The organism is Lonsdalea iberica, assembly GCF_002111585.1.
GTDB classification, from domain to species: domain Bacteria; phylum Pseudomonadota; class Gammaproteobacteria; order Enterobacterales; family Enterobacteriaceae; genus Lonsdalea; species Lonsdalea iberica.
In genome coordinates this window covers 1-19,599 of sequence record NZ_LUTP01000053.1, presented here as the reverse complement: position 1 = coordinate 19,599, position 19,599 = coordinate 1, and the positions used below count along the sequence as shown (strand labels likewise).

Sequence of the window (19,599 nt, the reverse complement as noted above, 5' to 3'; positions counted from 1 at the left end):
TTCCAGATTCGGCGGTAGCCAAAACGCCTGCGCTCCAGTGCCAGCTCGGTGATGCGTCTGGATAAATGCGCATCCGATGCCGGGCGCTGCGCTTCGTAACGGCAGGTCGACAGGGACAAACCTGTGAGTCTGCAGGCACGACGTTGCGACAGACAGGTCGTATCACACATCAACACCACGGCTTCCCGCTTCTGGTCTGTCGTCAGTACTTTCGGCCCAGGGCCACCCGAAGCGCCTCCTTATCCAGCATGGCTTCGGCAAGCAGCTCCTTGAGTCTGGCGTTCTCTTCCTCAAGCGACTTCAGGCGCTTAACCTCAGGCACTTCCATACCGCCATACTTCTTACGCCATGTGTAAAACGTGGCATCGGAAATGGCGTGCTTGCGGCAGAGTTCACGCGCGGATACCCCGGCTTCGGCCTCACGGAGAATACTGAGGATTTGTTGGTCGGAAAAACGCTTCTTCATGGGGATGTCCTCATGTGGCTTATGAAGACATTACTAACATCGGGGTATACTAATCAACGGCGAGCAGGTCATCGTCCTTCTTCAGTGCGTTTAAGTTGTGCTCGAAGTTTGAGGATCTCGCTTTTAGCCTCGAGGAGATCCCTTGCATGCTGCTCGCTATTATCAGGTTTTATGGCGCGTAGCCACTTGTAGAGGCTGTGTGCGGAGACGCCCAGCCGGTCGGAAACTTCAGCAACGGAATAGCCACGCTCAGTGATCTGCCGGACGGCCTCTTCCTTAAATTCAGGTGTAAATCGTGGTGTGCCCATACGCTCCTCCTATGCTCAAAATATAGGGCAGGATTGTCTACCGTGGCAGGGGCAGTCCACTGGTTTCAGTTTTCTGTACGGCAAAATATATGAAAGCGGGGGAGTGTTGCAGGACACTACCCCGCTGGCTTCAAAAAGAACGGTGATAAGCACTGTTCTGTATCGCTGGCTGAAACCAAGCGAATTTTGGTGTTGGCTTAGTCGCGCTATTTATAGGGGGTTATCGATCGCCCCTATGATGTTTTTTTTTAAGCGGTATAGGTGTATGCAACAGTACCTACAGTGTAGGTATCGGCGGCCACAGTCTGACCTGCAAGCATAACGATTGAGTATTTAACAGTATCGTTAGCAGCGCTATTCTGTCCAATGACTAAGTAACCATCCTCAGGAACGGCACCGCTCGCGCTCGTTGCGCCACTCAGTGCCAGAGTCACTGTGTTTGTGCTGTCGTTTTTACCTTTAACAAGTGCTTTAGGCAGGGACATGCTACCCGTTGTTATGTCGATGTCTGGGCTAAATTTAACAGCATAAACATGAGCTAACCCGTCCAATGAACGAATCGAACCTGTGGCAACAGTATCATCAGCCGAATGTTTTCCTGCAGTCAAGTTACTGGAAGCAGTAATCGTATTTGAGATATTAGTGACATTGGAGAATACCAAATCAGCTGTCGCGCTAATACCGCTACCACTCACGCCGGCTTGAGCCACGCCCATGCCTGCGCCAGCCAGAATTACCGCAGCCAGCATTGTTTTTTTCATCATAGACATAAATTTACCCTTTTTGTATTTCACTTAGATTAACCACCAGTGTGTTACTGGTGTGCCATTAGCTTCCGGTCGAAATGGAAGCATAATTCCGTCATGCCAAAAGCCTCAGATTCTTCGTAGCTATATTTCAGGGGAGAAGCACTGTCCCGCTGATATCCAGCCTATAGCGGTCAGCTTCAACCCGTTGCTCGCCGTCTGCGAGAATGTCAAACGTAACCCGGTCATCTCTGGTGTTCAGCACCATTTCTGAGCTGGCGGGGTTTCCCTCAGCGATAAGGTCTCTCGGCACCAGCCGGATACGCAGCTTATGTTCACCATCCTGTTTTCCGGACAGTACATAGTGGCCTGTCAGAAATGAGGAGGACTGAACCTCGCTCCATAACCGGAAGCCCGCATGGGCCTCATGGCTTACCAGCGTGCCCTGGCCGAGGCGCATTCCGTCCTTTACTACATGCGCCTGCAGGTCATGCTTCATTCTCAGCGCCAGCCGTGGAGTCTCGTCTGCCTGCACGGGGGAGGTAGTCATTACAAACAAGATGCCCGCCAGCAGACCGGCAACCGTTTTGTCTGTATCTTTCATCCGCTTTTCTCCGAAAGATTTCCTTATTTTCGTCCGTGGAGTCATCAATGACAGGCCACCGTAACTGTATACACTCCAGCGGGGCCGACCTTGTCTGGCAGACGGTAATCCGCCCGGCACTGCTGCCCCGCAGATACGCCCCATTTAGCCTGTAACTGCCCTGTAGTCGGCAGGCCCGACAGATAGACCAGTCCGTTTTCGTCGGCCACGCTAGCGGCGGACAAATTCTGCTCCAGCAGCGTTACCATCGTCCCGAAAGGCACAGGTCTGCCGTCGGGGCGGGTCAGGGTTACAAGCGCTCTACCTCCAATATTGGTGGCAAAGGGAGCAGGGATGACCGCCCCCCCGGTTGGCACCACCGTGACGTCGGTCTGTGTCACTTCGACGTCACTTGGTAGCCACGTCGGATCCAGGCTGATCACGTTCTTCTGATAGGGCTGCTGACCACCCAGCAGTGCATACCCTCTGAAATCTGTCTTCACACCTGTCATACCGCCGACCGGGACTCCGGAAGCGCCTGGCGCTGCTGCCATAACTACCGTATCATCCAGCGTTTGACCCGCCACCAGCCCGTCCCGGGTAACCAGCAGTCCACCTGACGCATCCAGTTCGAGCTGTCTATAAGACGGGCTGAAGCTATAGCTTCCGTCAAGCTGTCCGTAGGTTCCTCTCCAGCCAAGCTGCAGGGCACTGCTGTTGTGATCACCCGCGCCGGACTGATGCCACTGCATTACATTCCAGTTCAGTTGGTGGTCGTATGCATCTCCGCTAAGGCCCAACTGCTCTGTGCTTCCTCCATATGTTGGCGAGGTGATTTGCCCGCTGGCCCTTGTATTTCCACCCAGCCAGCGGGGTAGCGGCATACTGACAACTGTACTTACTATCTGGTCGTCGCTGCTTTCGCTGCGGTTCTGCGACCAGTTCAGCGATAGAGAAACCCCGTGTATACTGACGCTGTAACTGGCGCTTAATCCTGTTGTGTTTTGCTGATCGCTGCGATAGCGGTCCTGGTACCCACTTAGACTTAGGCTTCCTGCGTCACCGAGAGACTGGCTCATTGTCAGAGCGGTCCGGGATTTTCGTTTATTCGTATTCGACGTTCCGGAGTTCTGGCGATAACTGTCCAAAACATCTGACAGCGCCATATAACCGGAGGAGGAATATTGGTAGCAGCTCAGCGCAAGCGTGGTATTCGTTGCCTCTATTAACTTGCTGTAGCGCAGCCGCCTGGTTTCTCCATTTTCAGCGTGGCGCCCGTACTGCTGACCGCGTTCGCGGGTCGCATCCAAAGAGAGGCTTCCCCACAGTCCCAGCGAGATACCAAGTCCTGTAGACAGTGCCTGATAATGCGTCGCCCCCTGCCAGCCACCATAAAGGGTTAGGTTCCAGGGCAACCCATACATCACCACGGCCTGTGCTACATTCGCACGCGTCACGCCGGTATAGGACGAACGGTACTTTCCTGCCATCAGGTTGTAATCCAGATAGCCCTTATGCAGTGCTATTGCCGGTGTCTGATAGGGCACGATAAACACTTGGTTGTTGCCGTCCGCCTCAATAACGGTGACAACCAAGTCTCCCCCCGAGCCAAAAACCGGTAGGCTATCCAGCTGGAATGGGCCTGGCGCTACCGTTGTTCTGTAAATCGTATAACCTTTCTGACTCACTTCTACACGGGCTTGAGTACGGGCAATGCCGCGTATTACTGGTACAAATGACCGCATAGTAGACGGCACCATGCTGTCATCTGACCCCAGCATCACCCCGCGGAAGGGGACGCTGTCAAAAACATCCGAGGGAGTAAAACGCTCCCCTAGCGTCAGGCGGCTTTTCATTTTGTAGAGACCACGCTCAAGGTACGTATATGTACTTTGCCAGCCCTTTGACTGCCCCTGCTTGCTCTCCCAGTTGGTGGAATTACGTAAGCGCCACGGCCCCAAGTTCGCCCCTGGCTCCAACTGGATATAGCCTGACTCGTCTTTGTTACCTGCCCCGACTCTAGTTTCCGTGCTGCTGATGCCAGCACGATAGTTCATTAGAAAGGCGGGTACCCCGTCATCCCACATATCTTGTGGTGCGATTCCCGTTGACTCCGGGCGCAACGCGATCTGAGGTATGCTTAGTAAAAGCTGCTGTCCGCTGAAGCTGAATTCCGCTCGGGCACCCGGTATGGCACTGAGTACTGCACAGCCGTCTGCCCCTTTGGCCAGTTCTGCATAATCCTCTGTTTTGATGCCGTACCGTGAAAGCTGTACCCTGTCCAGGCAAGGCGAGAGGGCATACTTCCCGGCAGCGTCTTTCTCCAGCCGAAAGGTTACATCGCGTAAATCCACCAGCTCTCCGTTCAGGAGTATTCCCACTCGGTAGGTGCCGGGAATCTGACCTCCCTGATTAAACAGCGCGATATCCTGCTCGCTGACACTTACGCCCAAGGCGGCGGCATCAAACTCCCACTGTTCAGCTTGTACACAGGGTGACTGCAGTGCCAGACATACGCTGATGGCAACGAAACTGGGTAATGTAACCTTCATTATCTAAGGCGCCGAGATCATCTCAGCGGGGCTTGAAAAACATGACTTTCGCCACCCTCGTCGGTAATGATTTTCCAATCCACTTGTCCGCCAGCGCCTTTCGGCAGGAGGAAGCTGCGGGAAGCACCAGGTGCAACGTAGTCGATGTTCTGTACGGCTTTTCCGCCCACTGAAACCGAAGACAAGTTTATGTAGAATGGGGACGGGTTGGTCACGCTCAGTTGGTTACCTTGTTGGTGCCACTGAAGGGTCTCTGCTCCGTCCATCGGGCTTCCTTTCACGTCAGAGGGGCGAGTCATCATTTTGATACAGAGATGTGCGCTAACCTCCACCTGCAGATGTACAGAGGATGGTGCCAAAGATTTGCCATTTTTATCCTGCGCCCATACATCGGTATCCTTTGGGGGAATGCCACCTACGCAGAACCACTGCAGGGTTTCCTTATCGTTGTCTATGCTGCCGCCTGTCCTGATGATCCGCAGCCGGCTCTGCTGCTTTGCTTCCAGACGGGAAAGAGGTGGCGTAACAATAAATGGAGCGGCGGTTTTCTTGTCTTCGTTGTAGACCTTTCCCTGAATCAAAATCGGGTAATCCTGTGGGTTGGTCACTGAAATTTCTGAGCCAGCAGAGTTAGGACGGTAAATTAGACGGTTAGCACCCAGCTTAATCTCAAAAACTTTTGTCGTGGCGGCTATCGTCTGTTGCTGCTGAGTCCCTTCTGCAGGGGCATAGAGGGGGAAAGCGAGTAGCGTCGCGCTAAGCAGCACTCCGCCCAGAATGTTTTTACTGAAATATACAGGTTTATCGTTATGTTTAATTAAATACGCCTGCCCAACGCTAAATAAAGACATAAGACTTCCTTTAACTCCATAGGGGGATAATAAAATGGGGGGAAGCTAAAAATACGCTACCGTTCCAGTTTGCCTGGTTATCTTAAAAAACATTAAGCCAAGTAAATCCGGTGATAAAAATATTATTAAAAATCCAGACACACCCATGCCACCGCTAAAAATGTTAGGTCGGTGGAGTCAATGTCACTCAAATAATGAAAGATAACTGATGAATTATCTCCTTTCTCTTCAAAATAATGACCTCATTTAAAGAAAATCTCGGAGAAGAAAGCCACGTTTCTTTGTCATGATTTATGAGTTGCCCTCTATGTTCTGACCAAAGCGGTTAAGATGATTGCTTTTACAGGTTTTCCACAGGTATGTATCCCAAATAAAATGTTTAGGTTTTTATGTATGTAATGAAATTCTCATATCCAATGCTGCGCTTCCCACTAATGAAGGCCAATTAATCGCGCAGTTCGGCATTTTTCAAGAGCATCAGATAATCACTTGCATTACTATTCGATAATTTATCCCTTAACCAAATTCTGAGGTTGAGTATATTCCACACCATATGGTTGAGGGAGGGCGGAATATCTAAACGCTCACTGCTTGCTACTTAAAGATCATTGTTTCCTTATGCTCTTTAATATTGTCATCCCCTCACGACGATTAATGATACATGCTTATTAATAATTGACAACAGTGAGCAACTATTATTTGTTGATAGGTTTAATGAATAAAAATCAATGCATTCAATCGTCGCGATCGATCGTATTAAATGCTCTAATTTTTAGATAAAGTTATGATATTTAAGACTTATTGTAACTAAAGGGGCGGTAATAACACATCGACTTTGTCCTATAAAAACTAAGAAAATGGCGTAATTTAAAAAATAGGTTTATGCACTTTGTTTGACTTTCATTGATAAAACAAAGGTAAGACATTTTTTTAACAATAAGCTCACAAGGTAAGGGCGAATGCTTATCACTGATAATAGGGTCGTAAAGCTGGCTTATTGTTCTAGCCCTGAATGTTAAGTGATTTGTGGGGGAGTCCACGTGATTCTAAACTGTGTGGGCAATTCGAAACGGTCACTTTTTTGTATAGGTACTCGTTCTAACGCCATGCTTTTTTGAGATTTCGGCATTAGTATCCGTTACCCGGTACCCTGACGACGTCAGGGTGTTCAGGAATTCGTACGGACGCTCGTTGTCATATTCGCTCAGCCATAATTTGTGATTCACACACTGCGGTAAGTGTCCCTTAACAAACAAGCACCCACGATCTCTGTCCGGTAAGTCTGATTAAAGCGTTTAATAAACGCGTTTTGCGTCGGCTTTGCGGGGTGACTAAATCCCGGCACACCGCCCCGGATTTCGGTCTATTCGGTCGGCGCCAGTGAAGTAAACCCACCGTCCTTGATACCAGTTATATATATTCTGTGAGCGTTTAGTCAGCCCATTTCTACAACTTTTGCATGTCGGGGACACTAATTGCCTTGGATATCGCTACAAACGACATGATGAAAAGTTCGGCATCTGAATGAATGAACGTCTGACCTGCGTATTGAGAATACCTAGAACGAGTTTAACGGACTCTTCAAATCTTAATCATCCAGCCATCTCCGACACCTTCAAGGACGACGATGGGATGTTTTGTGAATCGAGCGCTAAGCATCGCGAGCTCTTCAGAGGATATAAGCAATATCGGAATATCTCTAAAACTGATGCTGCAATTATGTATTCAGGATGATTGCAATATGATCGCGGGGAATGTCTTCAGACACTCCCCGCAGGCTTTGAAAAGAACAGTGCTGTTAACCGTTCTTTATCGCTGGCTGAAACCTACCGAATTTTGGTGTTGGCTTAGTCGCGCTATTTATAGGGGGTTATCGATCGCCCCTATGATGGTTTTTAAGCGGTGTAAGTGTATGCAACAGTACCTACGGTGTAGGTATCTGCGGCTACAGTTTGACCTGCAGGCATAACGATTGAGTATTTAACAGTCTCGTTAGCAGTGCTACCTAGTCCAACGATTAAGTAACCATCCTTAGGCATGGCACTACTGTCGCTGGCTACGCCATTGAGTGCCAAAGTCACTTTGTTTGCGCTGTCGTTTTTACCACTCACAACGGCACTAGGCATGGATGTCCCTCCCGTTGATGTGTCGATGTCTGGGCTAAATTTAACAGCATAAGCATGAGCTAACCCGTCGGATGAACGAATCGAGCCGGTAGCAATAACATTATTTGCTGCGTTTTTTCTGGCGGTTAAGCTATTGGGAGCAGTAATCGCATTTGAGACATTGGTGGCATTGGAAAATGCCAGCTCAGCTGTTGCGCTAATACCGCTACCATTCACGCCGGCCTGAGCCACGCTCATGCCTGCGCCAGCCAGAAGTACCGCAGCCAGCCTTGTTTTTTTCATCATAGACATAAATTTACCTTTTTAAGTATTTCACTTAGATTAACCACCAATGTCTTACTGGTGGGCCATTAGCTTCCGGTCGAAATGGAAGCATAATTCCGTCATGCCAAAAGCCTCAGATTCTTCGTAGCTACTTGTCAGGGGGAGAAGAGCTGTCCAGCCTATAGCGGTCAGCTTCAACCCGTTGCTCGCCGTCTGCGAGAACGTCAAACGTAAGCCGGTCATCTCTGGTATTTAGTACCATTTCTGACCTGGCGCGGTTACCCTCAGCGATAAGGTTTCTCGGCATCAGCCGGATACGCAGCTCATGTTCACCATCCGGTTTCCTGGACATCACATAGGGGCCTGACGGAAAAGAGGAGGTTTAACTTCGCCGACAACTTGAATCCCACTAGGGCTTCGTGGCTCACTAGTGCTCCTTGGTCGAGGTTTGTGCTGTCTGTTGTTCCTGTATCCATTCCACGGGCGACGATGCAAAAAGCTAATAGTGTCGTGTTAAGCAATACACTGCATAGAATGTTTTTACTGAAATACAGAAAATTATCGTTATCGTTATAGATTCGTTTAGTTAATTACGTCTGATTGACACTGAATAAAGACATGAGACTTTCTTTAACTCTCTCGGAAGATAATTAGATGAGGGGGACTGAATATACCTTACCGTTCGAACCGAACTTGACATCTAAAATTGGGTTAATCCTGGTTCGTTCATCGGCTTAAAACTACGAATTAAAATCCAGACATGGTTTTTCCATCATCGGGGGAAACATCTGGTTGCTGAAGTAACTTTCCCTTAAAAAGTGAAATATAACTTATAGGCTGTCTTCTTTTTTTTGAGAATCTGAGCCGGTTTTTGGGTTCAATCAGAATTGAAAATATTCGTATCTTTCATCTTCAGTCTCTGAATTATCACCCGTGTTTTAGAGCATAAATTAATTGAGTGTGTTTATATGTCATTTTTATGGGGTAGGGGGTCATAGAATGGAATCTTAAAGCTATCAGATAATCACTATTATATTTATTCAACAATCTAACCTCTGGCCGGTGATGGCTATCTTTTTTCTTATTTTTACCAATAAAGTCAATGAATTGTGCTGAGTTGCGGAGCATTCGTTATGATGGTTTACAATGGCGGTAATTTGTTGAAATAAAATGTTTTTAACGGTTTTCTGAAGCGCTATATTAAAATCGACATGGTGGGTGTTTAATTGGCTGATATTCATTGTTTTAGTGGTGATTTAGTTGGCACAGAGAAATGGTCGCTCTCATGAAAGATTAAATAATTATTTCATATGCTTGGTTTTATTTTTATTTATAAGAAAAAAATAAGGCGATTAAATATCATCTCACATGGTGAGGGTGTGATTAAAATAACTGACCACTGTAAATTTTCCGGATAATTCGGTCAGGGTCAGGCGGGGAAACATAGCGTTTCAGAAAGACGAGGGTTTTATCGGGATGGGCTTCCGAGCAGAATTTGATATTGCTGGTTTGCCGTGCTGTCGCTGCGTACTGGAATGTACGGGATTCCTCGTCGGCGGGGGTGTTCGATTTACGAAGCTGAGAAGGGCTAAGCTCGGACGCCAGAATTGTAACCATCCCGCATAATAGTGCCATTCACTTTTAGGGATCTTCTTGCATAAGGATGATGCCCCTAAGGAGATCGCTATACGAAAAGCCCGTTTTACCGAACACCATATCATCGCCGTTCTTAAGACCGTTGAGGCCGACAGGATAGAGAAGAATGTCTGCTGTGAAGCCGGAATTTCAGAGGCCATTGACATAAAGAAGAGCAAAGATCTGTAGGATGAAAACCGCCCTCTGAAGCAAATGTTCGCCGATCTGAGCCTTGAGAACAGGGCACTGAAAGATGTAATCGAAAAAAAACGCTGAAGCCGGCAGCAAAGTGGGAGCTGATAAAGCACGTGGTGCAAACTTTTTCTCTCAGCGTCAGGCAAGCATGCCGGGCTTTTTCTCTAAGCTGTACGGTTTGTCATTACCGTCCCTACATGTTGCGCGATGAACCGGTTATCACTGCACTTCAGCTGGCAGCTGAATGTTATACGTGTTACGGCTTCACAAACGTTCCAGATACTGCGCCGCCAGGGTTACGCCTAGAATCATAAAATAGTGCATTGGGTATACTGCCTGCTGAGGCTGAACTTTCGTCGTAAAGGAAACCATCGGCTTCCAGTACGCTATCCGTCGCCACTGGCTGTTCCGCAGCGCTGAATTACAGCTGGGTGGTGGATTTTATGCAAGATGCATTAACTTGTGACCGACGTTTTCGCACCTTTAACGGCGTGGATGACTATAACCATGAAGCTTTTGCGATTGGCATCGACCTGAATATACCCGCACAACGGGTGATATGGGTATTGGATCGCATTGTTGCAGACATGAGGTCATGTGGGCACTGCGTAAAGGACAGGCAGAGAATTTCTACTTTGCCTATCCACTAGGTGAGAGGAGTCTGGTGAGCAGAGTGTTTAAATAGAAAGCCTTCCGGTAATACACAAGGCTACCTCATCACGAACTTTACGATAGTGCCCTTTTATTTCATGTAGGTATTGCAAGATAAAAGGTCGATTAGGAACTAACCGTGATATTGTCGATACTTAAAGCGGGGCCGGATATAATGAGACTTTTTGCCTTGGTTCCCGTAAATGTATGCTCAAACCAACGGCCTACAGTAGCACCACTACCAGTAACATCTTCCAGGTAAATCTCTTTGTCCTGGCTGTCATAAAAAGTAAAACGGTTCGTATATCCCTTCCCCATCTGTACTCCGACTTTAAAATAATTAAATGCAATAGGGAATGTTATTTTATATTTAAGGGCAGTCGCTCCTCCATATGCACTAAGGGCCTTCCCGAGCAGATAGGGAGCAAGCTCATCATCAACACCACCAGTTATAACAATTCTGTCCAAGCTCTTATTGGTCAGAGTAGCACCAGAGTTCACCAATTGTACGGACTGCCATAGATATAATGTAATATCTTGATTACCTTCAAAATCCTCGAACAACATGGAGGGTAATATTTTGATGGTATAAATCGATTCTGCGGAGGTTTCACCCACCGCAGACTTAGAACGCGTCACCTGGTACCATACAGCTATCTGTTCTCCGTCCGTATCACCTGCTAGGGTATTGTTCAGCATAATTGTCAGAGCCTTACCGGCCTCTGCTGATGTAACCATATGCTCAGCACTGGTCGTAATACCTGACTTGTCCCTCAGCGAAGCGATTACACTATCCCCCTCTGTCAGGTTTGCCGCTTCAGGGATGACTATCGAGATGCCACCTGTTAAAGATGCCGGGTCAATAGTCATCGCTGTGTTATCCGCTTCAGCCACTGTGGGAGCAGGCAAGGTTACTTTCCCCCCATCAAATGTTGCCGTCACCGAGTTGTAAATGGCAAGATTCTCTTCGAGATAAGCGGTCAATTTCGACTGGCCAGCGGTTGTACTGGTGAAGGGCAGAGAGGCCCGCCCATTGCTGTCTGTTTTAATCTTCGCCGTATTTTCCCCGCTGATAAAGACAGCGCCATTTGTCAGCTTAAGGGAAACTGACGCTCCGGAAACCGGAACAGCTCCACTGAGCGTTTGGAGCTCAACCTGGTTCTGGTCCTCACCGTCAGCTTTTGCGTTATCAATCGTCAGCAGAAGATTTATGGTATCGACGGAATTGTCTGATGGGGTGAACGTTGCCGCCAGGGAGTCATGGATGGCGGCATCGTTTTGAAGTGCAATCTCAATCACGATGGTTTCTGCCGTAGTGTCAACCAGTCTGGCAGACACGGCACCGAGGATATTGCTCGAAACCACAATGGATGACAAACCGTTCGAAAAGATTGCTGAGCCCGTTGTAACGCTGAAAACAACAGGTTCGTTTGATACATAATCGTTACCGTTCATTACAACGGCACTGGCAGTGATATTATCGGTGCCATTCGCGACGGCAGTGTTTGGTGTAAGCACAAAATTTGTTATTTCCATTACATAATCTCCGCTATAAAATGCATTGACTGAAGTTAATTCGAATATTGTCTGAAAGCCCTTACCTCCGGGCTGTTTGATGCCCAACAACACTGCAAACACATTCATCCCGTATCAAAATGACTTAAATACCAATGAAAGCCGGTTTATGGAGCCTTATGAGTCGGGTAGAGACTATTCACCATTCAGGGTTTCCGCCAAGCTGTTTATGATGTCGATTTCAGCGAACTTGTTCGAGTTCAGCAGGATGTCCGCTGACTGGCTTAAGTCGCCCATCAATCACTGTAGAGCCACTAACTGTTACCCGGACCTGAGTTATTTCGGCGCGGAGGCCGGAGCCGTTTTCAGGCATGATGAGCAGGGCGTCAATCCGTTGAGTAGTTAAGGTACTGGACATTGCCATTTCCCTTCGTATACGCGCCAAAACGGATTATCTATCTGCTAAACGCTGACGCCGGGATTGCTCGCCGCTTCAGCGCTGATTTCAACGTTATCCTGCACCGCAGAGCGCAGCTAAAACTGCTCTGACCTGATTCATTCAGCACGGGCTGATAAGTCCTGGTGTCCGATCCATTAAAAACAGCATCGCCTACGACCGATAAAATGACAGTTACCCCTGCAAGGCCTTTTACCACGCCCTGATTAAACGGATAAACATAAATGGCATCATAATCTGTATTTGCCGCTCCCGTTGAAATTGCCATGCTGAGGTCACTGCCGCTCAAATCAAGCGTTGCTTTGCTAAATTCTGATATGCCCATTACGACTCCGTTTCGTCTGACCTGATAACTCGCCGTCACAGTACCTTTGTCCTTGAGAGACTCGAGTTTACTCTCCGGAATATAAATGTGATCCCCATGGTGAGATCCGCAGCCAGTACCGGTTGTCTACATCACTGTCTATAATCTCACCTGAAGCATTTATTCCCCTCCAGAACAGGGTGACGGTATTGACCCTGGCCCCAAACCAATGCAGTCATAAACTAGAGATCTTCGTCTTTCTGAAGACTTCGAATGAATTCAGCCGGAGTCATGTCATTTAATGATGAATGCGTTCTCTCAAGATTATATTCCCTGCGCCAGATGTCGAGTTTGTCCTGCGCATCGCCCAGTGACAGAAACCAGTGAATGTTCAGACATTCATCCCTCAGAATGTCGTTAAATGATTAGATAAACGCGTTATCTGTCGGTTTTCCGGGGCGGAAGAGGTCCAATGGTGACACCCTGCTCGTACGCCCGTTTAAACTGCCGTTATCCATCTGAATACGAACCGGTAAGCATTTATCCAGCACCCGCAGCGCCTCAACAATAGCGACGAAGGTACGCAGGGTATTGAGCTCAATACCACCGCCAGGATGATCGTTATTGATGAATTTGCGGACACTCATTGTCGAACCCTTTTCCCGAATTGTTCAATTAAAGTATCAGCGTAGAAAATAATTCACCAGGAGACCCATCAAATGTTACCTGTAACGCGCAAAATGCTTTAGAGGGATGGATTCAGGCCGCCACGCCCGTATTACTAAAAATGAAGGGCGAGAGCGATAAGAGCTGGCCAGAGGCTCGGGCAGATTATGTCGACGAACTCGACAGCCTCTTTCCTGCGCCTGAAGGCGTCTCGTTCGGCCACATTGATTTGGGCGGCGTGCCAACCATGACGGTAACGCCTGACAATGTCATTGAAGGGCGGGGTCTGTTTTACATACATGGGGGCGGTTATGTTCATGGGGGAACAAAAGCTTACCGGGGACTGGCAGGGAACTATGCCAAATGTCTCCGGGCGACCGTCTTTGTCCCGGACTATCGACAGGCGCCCGAGTCTCCTTTCCCCATTCATATCGATGATACTTTTCTTGCTTATCGCTCTCTGTTGGAGAGCAGCGTATCCCCGCAATCGCTGGCTATTGCCGGAGATTCCGCTGGGGGAGCTATGATGGTGATGATCATGCGAAAAGCCAAAGAGGCCAATATCGCGCTTCCTGCCGCCGCAGTGGTAATGTCGCCCAGGGCAGACCTGCCCATAGCGGAGACCCGGCGAAAGTCATAAATGGCATTGTTCTTTTGTGCAGCACCGAGTTTCTCAACCAGCTGGCAGGCATTTTTCTTGCCGGGGAGCTACCCACCCATCCTGATGCCTCGCCGATTTTTGCGGATGTAAGGGGGCTTGCGCCTACGTGGATTCAAATAGGTGAAAACGAGGTCATGCTGAGCGGCGCCACACGACTGGCGGCTCATCTCAGCGACAGTCGCGTAAGAACGTCGCTTGAAATCTGGCCTGGCATGTTCCACGTCTGGCCGCTGTTTGCGGGACTTCTTCCCGAGGCCGATCAGGCCCTGCGGAACGCGGTTCGATTTCTGGATGATGCGCTTTCACCGGCTCCCTCCTCATAAGATACGATAACGTGGTAAGCCGTGTATAAAGTGAAGTCATTGGATCGTCAGTGACGCCTCTTTATTTATTCGGTCGAGCCGTATTCAAGGTATGCGCCCTGTAACACAGGGCGCTGCGAATCATGATTATGGTCCTGCAACTATCATTGCCACACTTAGCTATTTTCGCGCTACAACCTGGCCTCGACAGTTTTTTACACTGTTATTTCTTGTCTCTTTGGGGGCCAAAAGCTCCTTTTTCTATATTCGTTTTTGGCAAGGGTTCGCTTAGCAGTGCGGATATATTTTCAGCCGTTTCGGCGACATGTTCCGTCAGCAGTTCGAAGTGGCTTCCCGGCGTGATGACGCTTTTCAGCAGATTGGGCCATTCATTTGCCCACAATGCGGGCTGTGCAGACGCAGGGTAATTCGCGGCCTGGAGCATCAATGTCGGCGTTTTCAAATGAGCGGGTGTCCACTGAAGGCCAAACAGTTCGAGATACCAAGACATCGCCATCATCGCATTGTCCTCGCCCGTCCAGAATTCCCCTTTTGCAGCGAACCAGGTTTCCAGCACATCTCCCATCGCGTCCTCACTCATGGCCGAAGGCGGGAAGCTGTCAATCAACACGACGGATTTGGCCTGTATACCGCGAGCTTCCAACTGGTGAGCCGTGGCATGGGCGACGAGTCCCCCGGTTGAGAAACCAACCAGCGTAAAATCGCGCCCGTGAGCGCCTCTTTCCACAGCTGTCGCTAGCGCCGCCGCCGCCGCATGATCGGTTGCAGGGAGGGGGGAGGCATCGTAGCCGGGCAGGGGTAGGGTCAATAGGCTATATCGATCGCACAACGCTGCGTTCAAGCGCTGGTAGGTTAAGTTAGCGGCGGCCGGGATGAATGAATTCAGGCAAATGAGCAGCGGTTTTTCTCGATCGCGCCCCAGCCATATCCCTTCAGGCGCGTATTGGTTATGTTGCAGATGAGAAAACTGTTCACGCAGGCGTGCAGCTCCCGCCAATACGCTGAGACCTTCGTTTGTCATGCCTTGTTCCACGGCTTTTCGAAGAAGGTGAAAAAGGCCGCCCGTCTTTTTCTGCTGCTCGGTTCGCGGTTCAATTGAAGAATTCGGTGTTTCCTTGAACACTAAACCGAGTATGAATTGAGCCAGCGCTCCGGGGGTTGAATGTTCAAAAATCGCGGTGGCAGGGATGCGGACCCCAAGCGCAAGCGATAGGCGACTGCCCAATTCCACCGAGGTCAGAGAGTCAAATCCGAGAGCGATAAATTCCTCGTCGCTTCTTATCGACTTCGGGTCGGGATGGTTCAGTACGTCTCCCGAGTATTGAATAATCACATTGAGCAGATAAGACCGCCGTTCTTTCTCGGGGACGTCCGCGAGCTGTAGCGAAGGGCCGGCGCTGTTTTGGGATGCCGAGCGACGCGGAAGTACCTCGGCAAGGAGTGACGCGGCCCCTTGCTCACGTAGCGCTTCCAGGTTCAAGCGCGCCGGAATCAGCAGCGGTGCGTGTGCGACAACGCGAGTGCCGACAACGGTATCAAGAAAAGCCAATCCTTGCGTGCGCGAGAGTGGATTCTGACCGGTTTCAATAATCCGCTGAATATCGTCGCTGCTGAGTTGTTCCCCCATCTCCGATCGTTCGGCCCACATCCCCCAAGCCATGGCTGAAGCCGGCAAGCCGAGATGGCGCCGATAATGCGCGAGGGCGTCCAGAAACGCGTTGGCGGCGGCGTAGTTGCCCTGTGCCTTTTGCGGAAGAAGGCTGACGGCGGAAGAGTAGAGGACGAAGGCCGAAAGATCGTGATTCAGCGTGAGTTGGTGCAGATTCCAGGCAGAAACGGCTTTTGATTGTAGAACGCTGTCGACCTGCTCCGCCGTCATGCCGTCCAGCGTTGCGGTATCCACTGTCCCTGCTGTGTGAATAATCGCCGTTAGCGGATGCGCTTCAGGCATGGCGTTCAGCAATGATTCCACCGCCAGCGGGTCGGCAATATTGCAAGCGATGAGCGTGGCCTGCGCGCCAAGCTCGGTGAGTTCTTTAAGCAGCGCTACGGCTCCCGGCGCCGCGGCCCCGCGCCGGCTGGCTAGTATGAGATGGCGAACGCCGTGTTGCTCAACCAAATGTCTGGCGGCGGTCTTGCCAAGCGCGCCCGTACCGCCGGTGATCAGTACCGTGCCGTCAGGGTTGAGGTTACGGCATACATTGTGCTGAGGTTCACCATGGTAGTGATCGGAAAGATCGCCATCGGCAACCGCTTTCACCAGTCGCGGTTCGACTATTTTTCCTGCGCGCAACGCCAATTGCTGCGTATGAGGAAGCGCATTGAAAGCGGTGCTGATCAATGACCATGATGTGTTTTCAATATCGTCGATATCTAGCAGGAAAAAGCGGCCTGGGTACTCCAACTGTGCCGTACGTACTAATCCCCATATTGGGGATTGCGCGAGATGGGGAACGGTCTCATCTTCGCTAGTGGCTACCGCACCTTGCGTCACGACAACAAGAGGTGTGTCGGCGGTACGAAAATCCTTCAGCCATGTTTGTAGGGCGTCGAGCACATGATGTATCGGGCCAGGGACGGCAAAGATATCGGCATTGTCAGCGGTTGGTATCACCAACGCCGCGATATAGCCCGGTTCGGGAGCGAACGCCTTTAGCGCACGATGAACATCCGTATAGACAACAGAAGATGTGTGTCCTTTTGTGATGTCAGATAAGCGCTGCCGCAGCGTGGCTTGCTGAGTCATCCACAGAGGTTTGATTGAGGTAGAAGACGCGGTCGGTTTTACCTCACGCCAGAGCAGACGATAAAAAGGAGGTCGCGCTGGTGACTGAGTCGTCGGCGTACTCGACGATTTCAATACCATTGCATCAACGCTGGCGACAGCACGCCCGGTCTCATCGGCGAGTCGTAATGAATACTCACGGTAACCCAAAGCGCCAGACGTTGAGGGTTTGCGCACCAAGTGTCCTCTCAGACGTTGTGCATTCTTGGCGTAGGAGCGAAGCCCGCTCAGGAAAAACAGCAAACGGGGCTGCTGGTTATCTGTTTCAACATTCAGCTTTTCGATTAATGCCGCCTGCAAGCCCGCGTCCAAAATGGTGGGATGAATGATGAAATCTTCCCCCTGTTCGCCTTCGATAGGGGGCAGCGTCGCTTCGACGTAAAGGCTGTCGTTGTATTCCCAGACGTGGGTCAGCTGTTGAAAAGAGTCACCCAGTACAACGCCTTTTTCGGCCAGTTGTTCATACAACGGGCTGAAATCGACCGGTTCGGCAGTTGCCGGGGGCCAGTTCGGCGAATGTAAATCCGGCCAATCCGGCGTTGCGCTGATATCCGGCATGAGACGACACGTCGCATAGCGTTGCCATACCGGCGCTAGGTCTGGTGCCTGTGTGAGATCGGGAATGTAGAAATAAGCTTCGGCCTGGCGTCCTCCACTCGCATCCCGTTCACCGATTCGCAACTGGATATGAGCGGGGGCCTGTTTCTCCAGCGGTAAAATCGTGTGCAGAGAGAGATCGTCCATGCGCTGGCAGCCGATCCGTTCGCCTATAAACAGCATCAGCTCGGCCGTCACGGTGCCGGCGACGGCGGCGACGTCGCCAACAACGTGTTCCAGGAGCCACGGCTGCTTAGCCGCGTCGAGTTGACCGGTGAAAATCCAGCCTTGCTGATTGGCGAGACTGATACCTGCGTGCAGAAAAGGATGGTTAACCGCGAAGAGACCGCCGTCGAATGTCGGCTGTCCCTGTGGGGCTTGCAACCAGTAGCGGCGCTGCTGGAAAGGGTAAGTGGGCAGGGTTACGTACGGAGCCGGCGGAACTATTTTCGTCCAGTCCAGTGGTTGTCCGTGTGCATAGAGCTGTGCCAACGCGGCGAAGAAGGGACGCCCTTCATCGCGGTCTTTTCGCAAGGAGGCGACCCACGTTACGCCGGGGAGGTTATCGGATTCGCTCAGGGGGGAGGACCGCCCCAATGCCGTCAGCACGCCGTCGGGGCCGACTTCCAGCGAAACGGCGGTATTGTGCATCTGTAGCCACTGGATGGCGGCGTCGAAGCGTACCGCTTTGCGAGCCTGATTTGCCCAATATTCAGCGGAGCATGCCTGTTCATTGGATAGCAGCGTGCCGGTCACCGTGGAGACGATTGGAATAGCGGGAGCATGAAACGTCAGTGTTGAAAGCGTGCTATGTAACTCCCCGATAATGCCATCTATATGGGGCGAGTGGAAAGCATGGCTGGTTTTTAAACGGTGCGTGCGGAAACCGCGATCGTGCCACTGTTGGGCGATGCTCTGTACCGTATTTGTGTCGCCGGAAATCACGATGGAGGATGGCGCATTCACCGCAGCCAGCGCGACGCTATCTTCATGTCCTACCAGTGACGTTAAGATTTCTGCTTCACTGACCTCAATCGCCACCATTGCGCCGTCGGCGGCGATGGATTGCATCAGTTTCCCCCGAGCAGCGACAAAGGTTGCGGCATCGGTCAGATTGAAGACGCCGGCGATATGGGCGGCGGCGATCTCGCCGATGGAGTGACCGACCATGACATCGGGATGCACCCCAAGGTGCATGACTGTCCGGCATAAGGCGACCTCGAAAGCGAAGAGGGCCGCCTGGGTAAAATCGGTTCTGTTCAACAGCGCCGCTTCCGCGGTGCCTTTATCGGCGAATATGACGGTTTTCAGGGGGTGCGGCAGCAAGGGGTCGATGTACTGACAGACGTTATCGAGCGCCTGGGCGAACACGGGCGACAGACGGTACAAGCCTTGACCCATCGTCGGCCATTGGGCGCCTTGTCCGGTAAAGAGAAACGCGGTGTTGCCCGCCCGGGAGCGGACACCTTGAATGACGCCGGGCGCGTAACGATTTTCGGCGAGTCCCTCGAGCGCTTCGAGTATGCCGTCGCGATTGTCGGCGGTTACCACGGCGCGGTAGTCAAAATGAGTACGGTGGGCAGCTAACGAGTAGGCTACAGCGCTAAGGTCAGGTGCCGCCTCCCGGCTAATCCACGACCTTAGCTGCCTAGCCTGCGCGCATAATCCGTCAGGTGAGGCCGCTGACAGCGGTAGCGCAATACCCGGAACGGGGAACGTATTTTCAGTGGCTGCAGGCTCTGCCGAAGACGAGATCGGAGGGGCTTCTTCGAGAATGAGGTGCGCATTGGTGCCGGAAAAGCCAAATGCCGAAACCGCTGCACGCTTTGGCCGTCCGTTCTCAGGCCAACCGTGCGCACTATTCAGCAACTTTATGTTGCCGCGCGACCAGTCGATTTTTGAGGATGGCGTCTC

Annotated in this window: 10 protein-coding genes and 8 pseudogenes; 4 read left to right on the top strand and 14 right to left on the bottom strand. The window is 50.8% G+C overall.

Annotated elements, in window-relative coordinates; genetic code table 11:
• The 9 genes and pseudogenes from AU511_RS14985 to afaD (AU511_RS18055) form a co-directional block, all read right to left on the bottom strand.
• Nucleotides 1-466: pseudogene (locus AU511_RS14985) on the bottom strand (transposase); the annotation flags it as partial.
• Nucleotides 467-537: 71 nt separating this feature from the next.
• Nucleotides 538-774: pseudogene (locus AU511_RS14980) on the bottom strand (transposase); the annotation flags it as partial.
• A gap of 248 nt (nucleotides 775-1,022) precedes the next feature.
• A complete protein-coding gene (locus AU511_RS14975; protein ID WP_167372052.1) occupies nucleotides 1,023-1,568 on the bottom strand; it encodes a hypothetical protein in 546 nt (181 codons plus the stop codon).
• Nucleotides 1,569-1,671: 103 nt separating this feature from the next.
• On the bottom strand, nucleotides 1,672-2,124 hold the full coding sequence (gene afaD / locus AU511_RS14970) for an AfaD family invasin (protein ID WP_094110164.1): 453 nt from the start codon (nucleotides 2,122-2,124) through the stop codon (nucleotides 1,672-1,674).
• A 44-nt stretch (nucleotides 2,125-2,168) separates the two neighbouring features.
• Nucleotides 2,169-4,655, bottom strand: coding sequence for a fimbria/pilus outer membrane usher protein (locus tag AU511_RS14965; protein ID WP_094110163.1), 2,487 nt, complete (start codon nucleotides 4,653-4,655; stop codon nucleotides 2,169-2,171).
• Nucleotides 4,656-4,672: 17 nt separating this feature from the next.
• Complete coding sequence (locus tag AU511_RS14960; RefSeq protein ID WP_094110162.1) at nucleotides 4,673-5,506, bottom strand: fimbria/pilus periplasmic chaperone; 834 nt, start codon at nucleotides 5,504-5,506, stop codon at nucleotides 4,673-4,675.
• Nucleotides 5,507-6,579: 1,073 nt separating this feature from the next.
• Nucleotides 6,580-6,842, bottom strand: a pseudogene (locus tag AU511_RS18025) (integrase core domain-containing protein); the annotation flags it as partial.
• Between the two features lie 559 nt (nucleotides 6,843-7,401).
• A complete protein-coding gene (locus AU511_RS14950) occupies nucleotides 7,402-7,923 on the bottom strand; it encodes a hypothetical protein (RefSeq protein WP_094110160.1) in 522 nt (173 codons plus the stop codon).
• A gap of 121 nt (nucleotides 7,924-8,044) precedes the next feature.
• Nucleotides 8,045-8,263, bottom strand: a pseudogene (afaD, locus tag AU511_RS18055) (AfaD family invasin); the annotation flags it as partial.
• A 1,319-nt stretch (nucleotides 8,264-9,582) separates the two neighbouring features.
• On the opposite strand from afaD (AU511_RS18055), the pseudogene AU511_RS17810 reads away from it, so the two are divergent.
• Nucleotides 9,583-10,313, top strand: a pseudogene (locus tag AU511_RS17810) (transposase family protein); the annotation flags it as partial.
• Nucleotides 10,314-10,315: 2 nt separating this feature from the next.
• Nucleotides 10,316-10,411: pseudogene (locus tag AU511_RS17805) on the top strand (IS6 family transposase); the annotation flags it as partial.
• 92 nt (nucleotides 10,412-10,503) lie between these two features.
• Here the strand turns inward: AU511_RS17805 and AU511_RS14935 are convergent.
• The 3 genes and pseudogenes from AU511_RS14935 to AU511_RS14920 all read right to left on the bottom strand — a co-directional run.
• Nucleotides 10,504-12,021: an Ig-like domain-containing protein gene (locus AU511_RS14935; RefSeq protein WP_094110158.1), complete on the bottom strand. Its 1,518-nt coding sequence runs from the start codon at nucleotides 12,019-12,021 to the stop codon at nucleotides 10,504-10,506.
• A gap of 326 nt (nucleotides 12,022-12,347) precedes the next feature.
• A complete protein-coding gene (locus tag AU511_RS14925) occupies nucleotides 12,348-12,674 on the bottom strand; it encodes a hypothetical protein (RefSeq protein WP_094110156.1) in 327 nt (108 codons plus the stop codon).
• Between the two features lie 221 nt (nucleotides 12,675-12,895).
• Nucleotides 12,896-13,154, bottom strand: a pseudogene (locus AU511_RS14920) (integrase core domain-containing protein); the annotation flags it as partial.
• A gap of 286 nt (nucleotides 13,155-13,440) precedes the next feature.
• On the opposite strand from AU511_RS14920, the gene AU511_RS17940 reads away from it, so the two are divergent.
• On the top strand, nucleotides 13,441-13,959 hold the full coding sequence (locus AU511_RS17940) for an alpha/beta hydrolase (protein WP_338037706.1): 519 nt from the start codon (nucleotides 13,441-13,443) through the stop codon (nucleotides 13,957-13,959).
• A gap of 14 nt (nucleotides 13,960-13,973) precedes the next feature.
• Nucleotides 13,974-14,303, top strand: coding sequence for an alpha/beta hydrolase (locus AU511_RS17935; RefSeq protein WP_338037705.1), 330 nt, complete (start codon nucleotides 13,974-13,976; stop codon nucleotides 14,301-14,303).
• A 202-nt stretch (nucleotides 14,304-14,505) separates the two neighbouring features.
• On the opposite strand, the gene AU511_RS14910 is transcribed toward AU511_RS17935, so the two are convergent.
• Together AU511_RS14910 and AU511_RS17800 are read right to left on the bottom strand one after the other, a co-directional pair.
• A complete protein-coding gene (locus AU511_RS14910) occupies nucleotides 14,506-19,236 on the bottom strand; it encodes a type I polyketide synthase (protein ID WP_240503856.1) in 4,731 nt (1,576 codons plus the stop codon).
• Nucleotides 19,237-19,554, bottom strand: a pseudogene (locus AU511_RS17800) (ketoacyl-synthetase C-terminal extension domain-containing protein); the annotation flags it as partial.
• Nucleotides 19,555-19,599 lie beyond the last annotated feature (45 nt).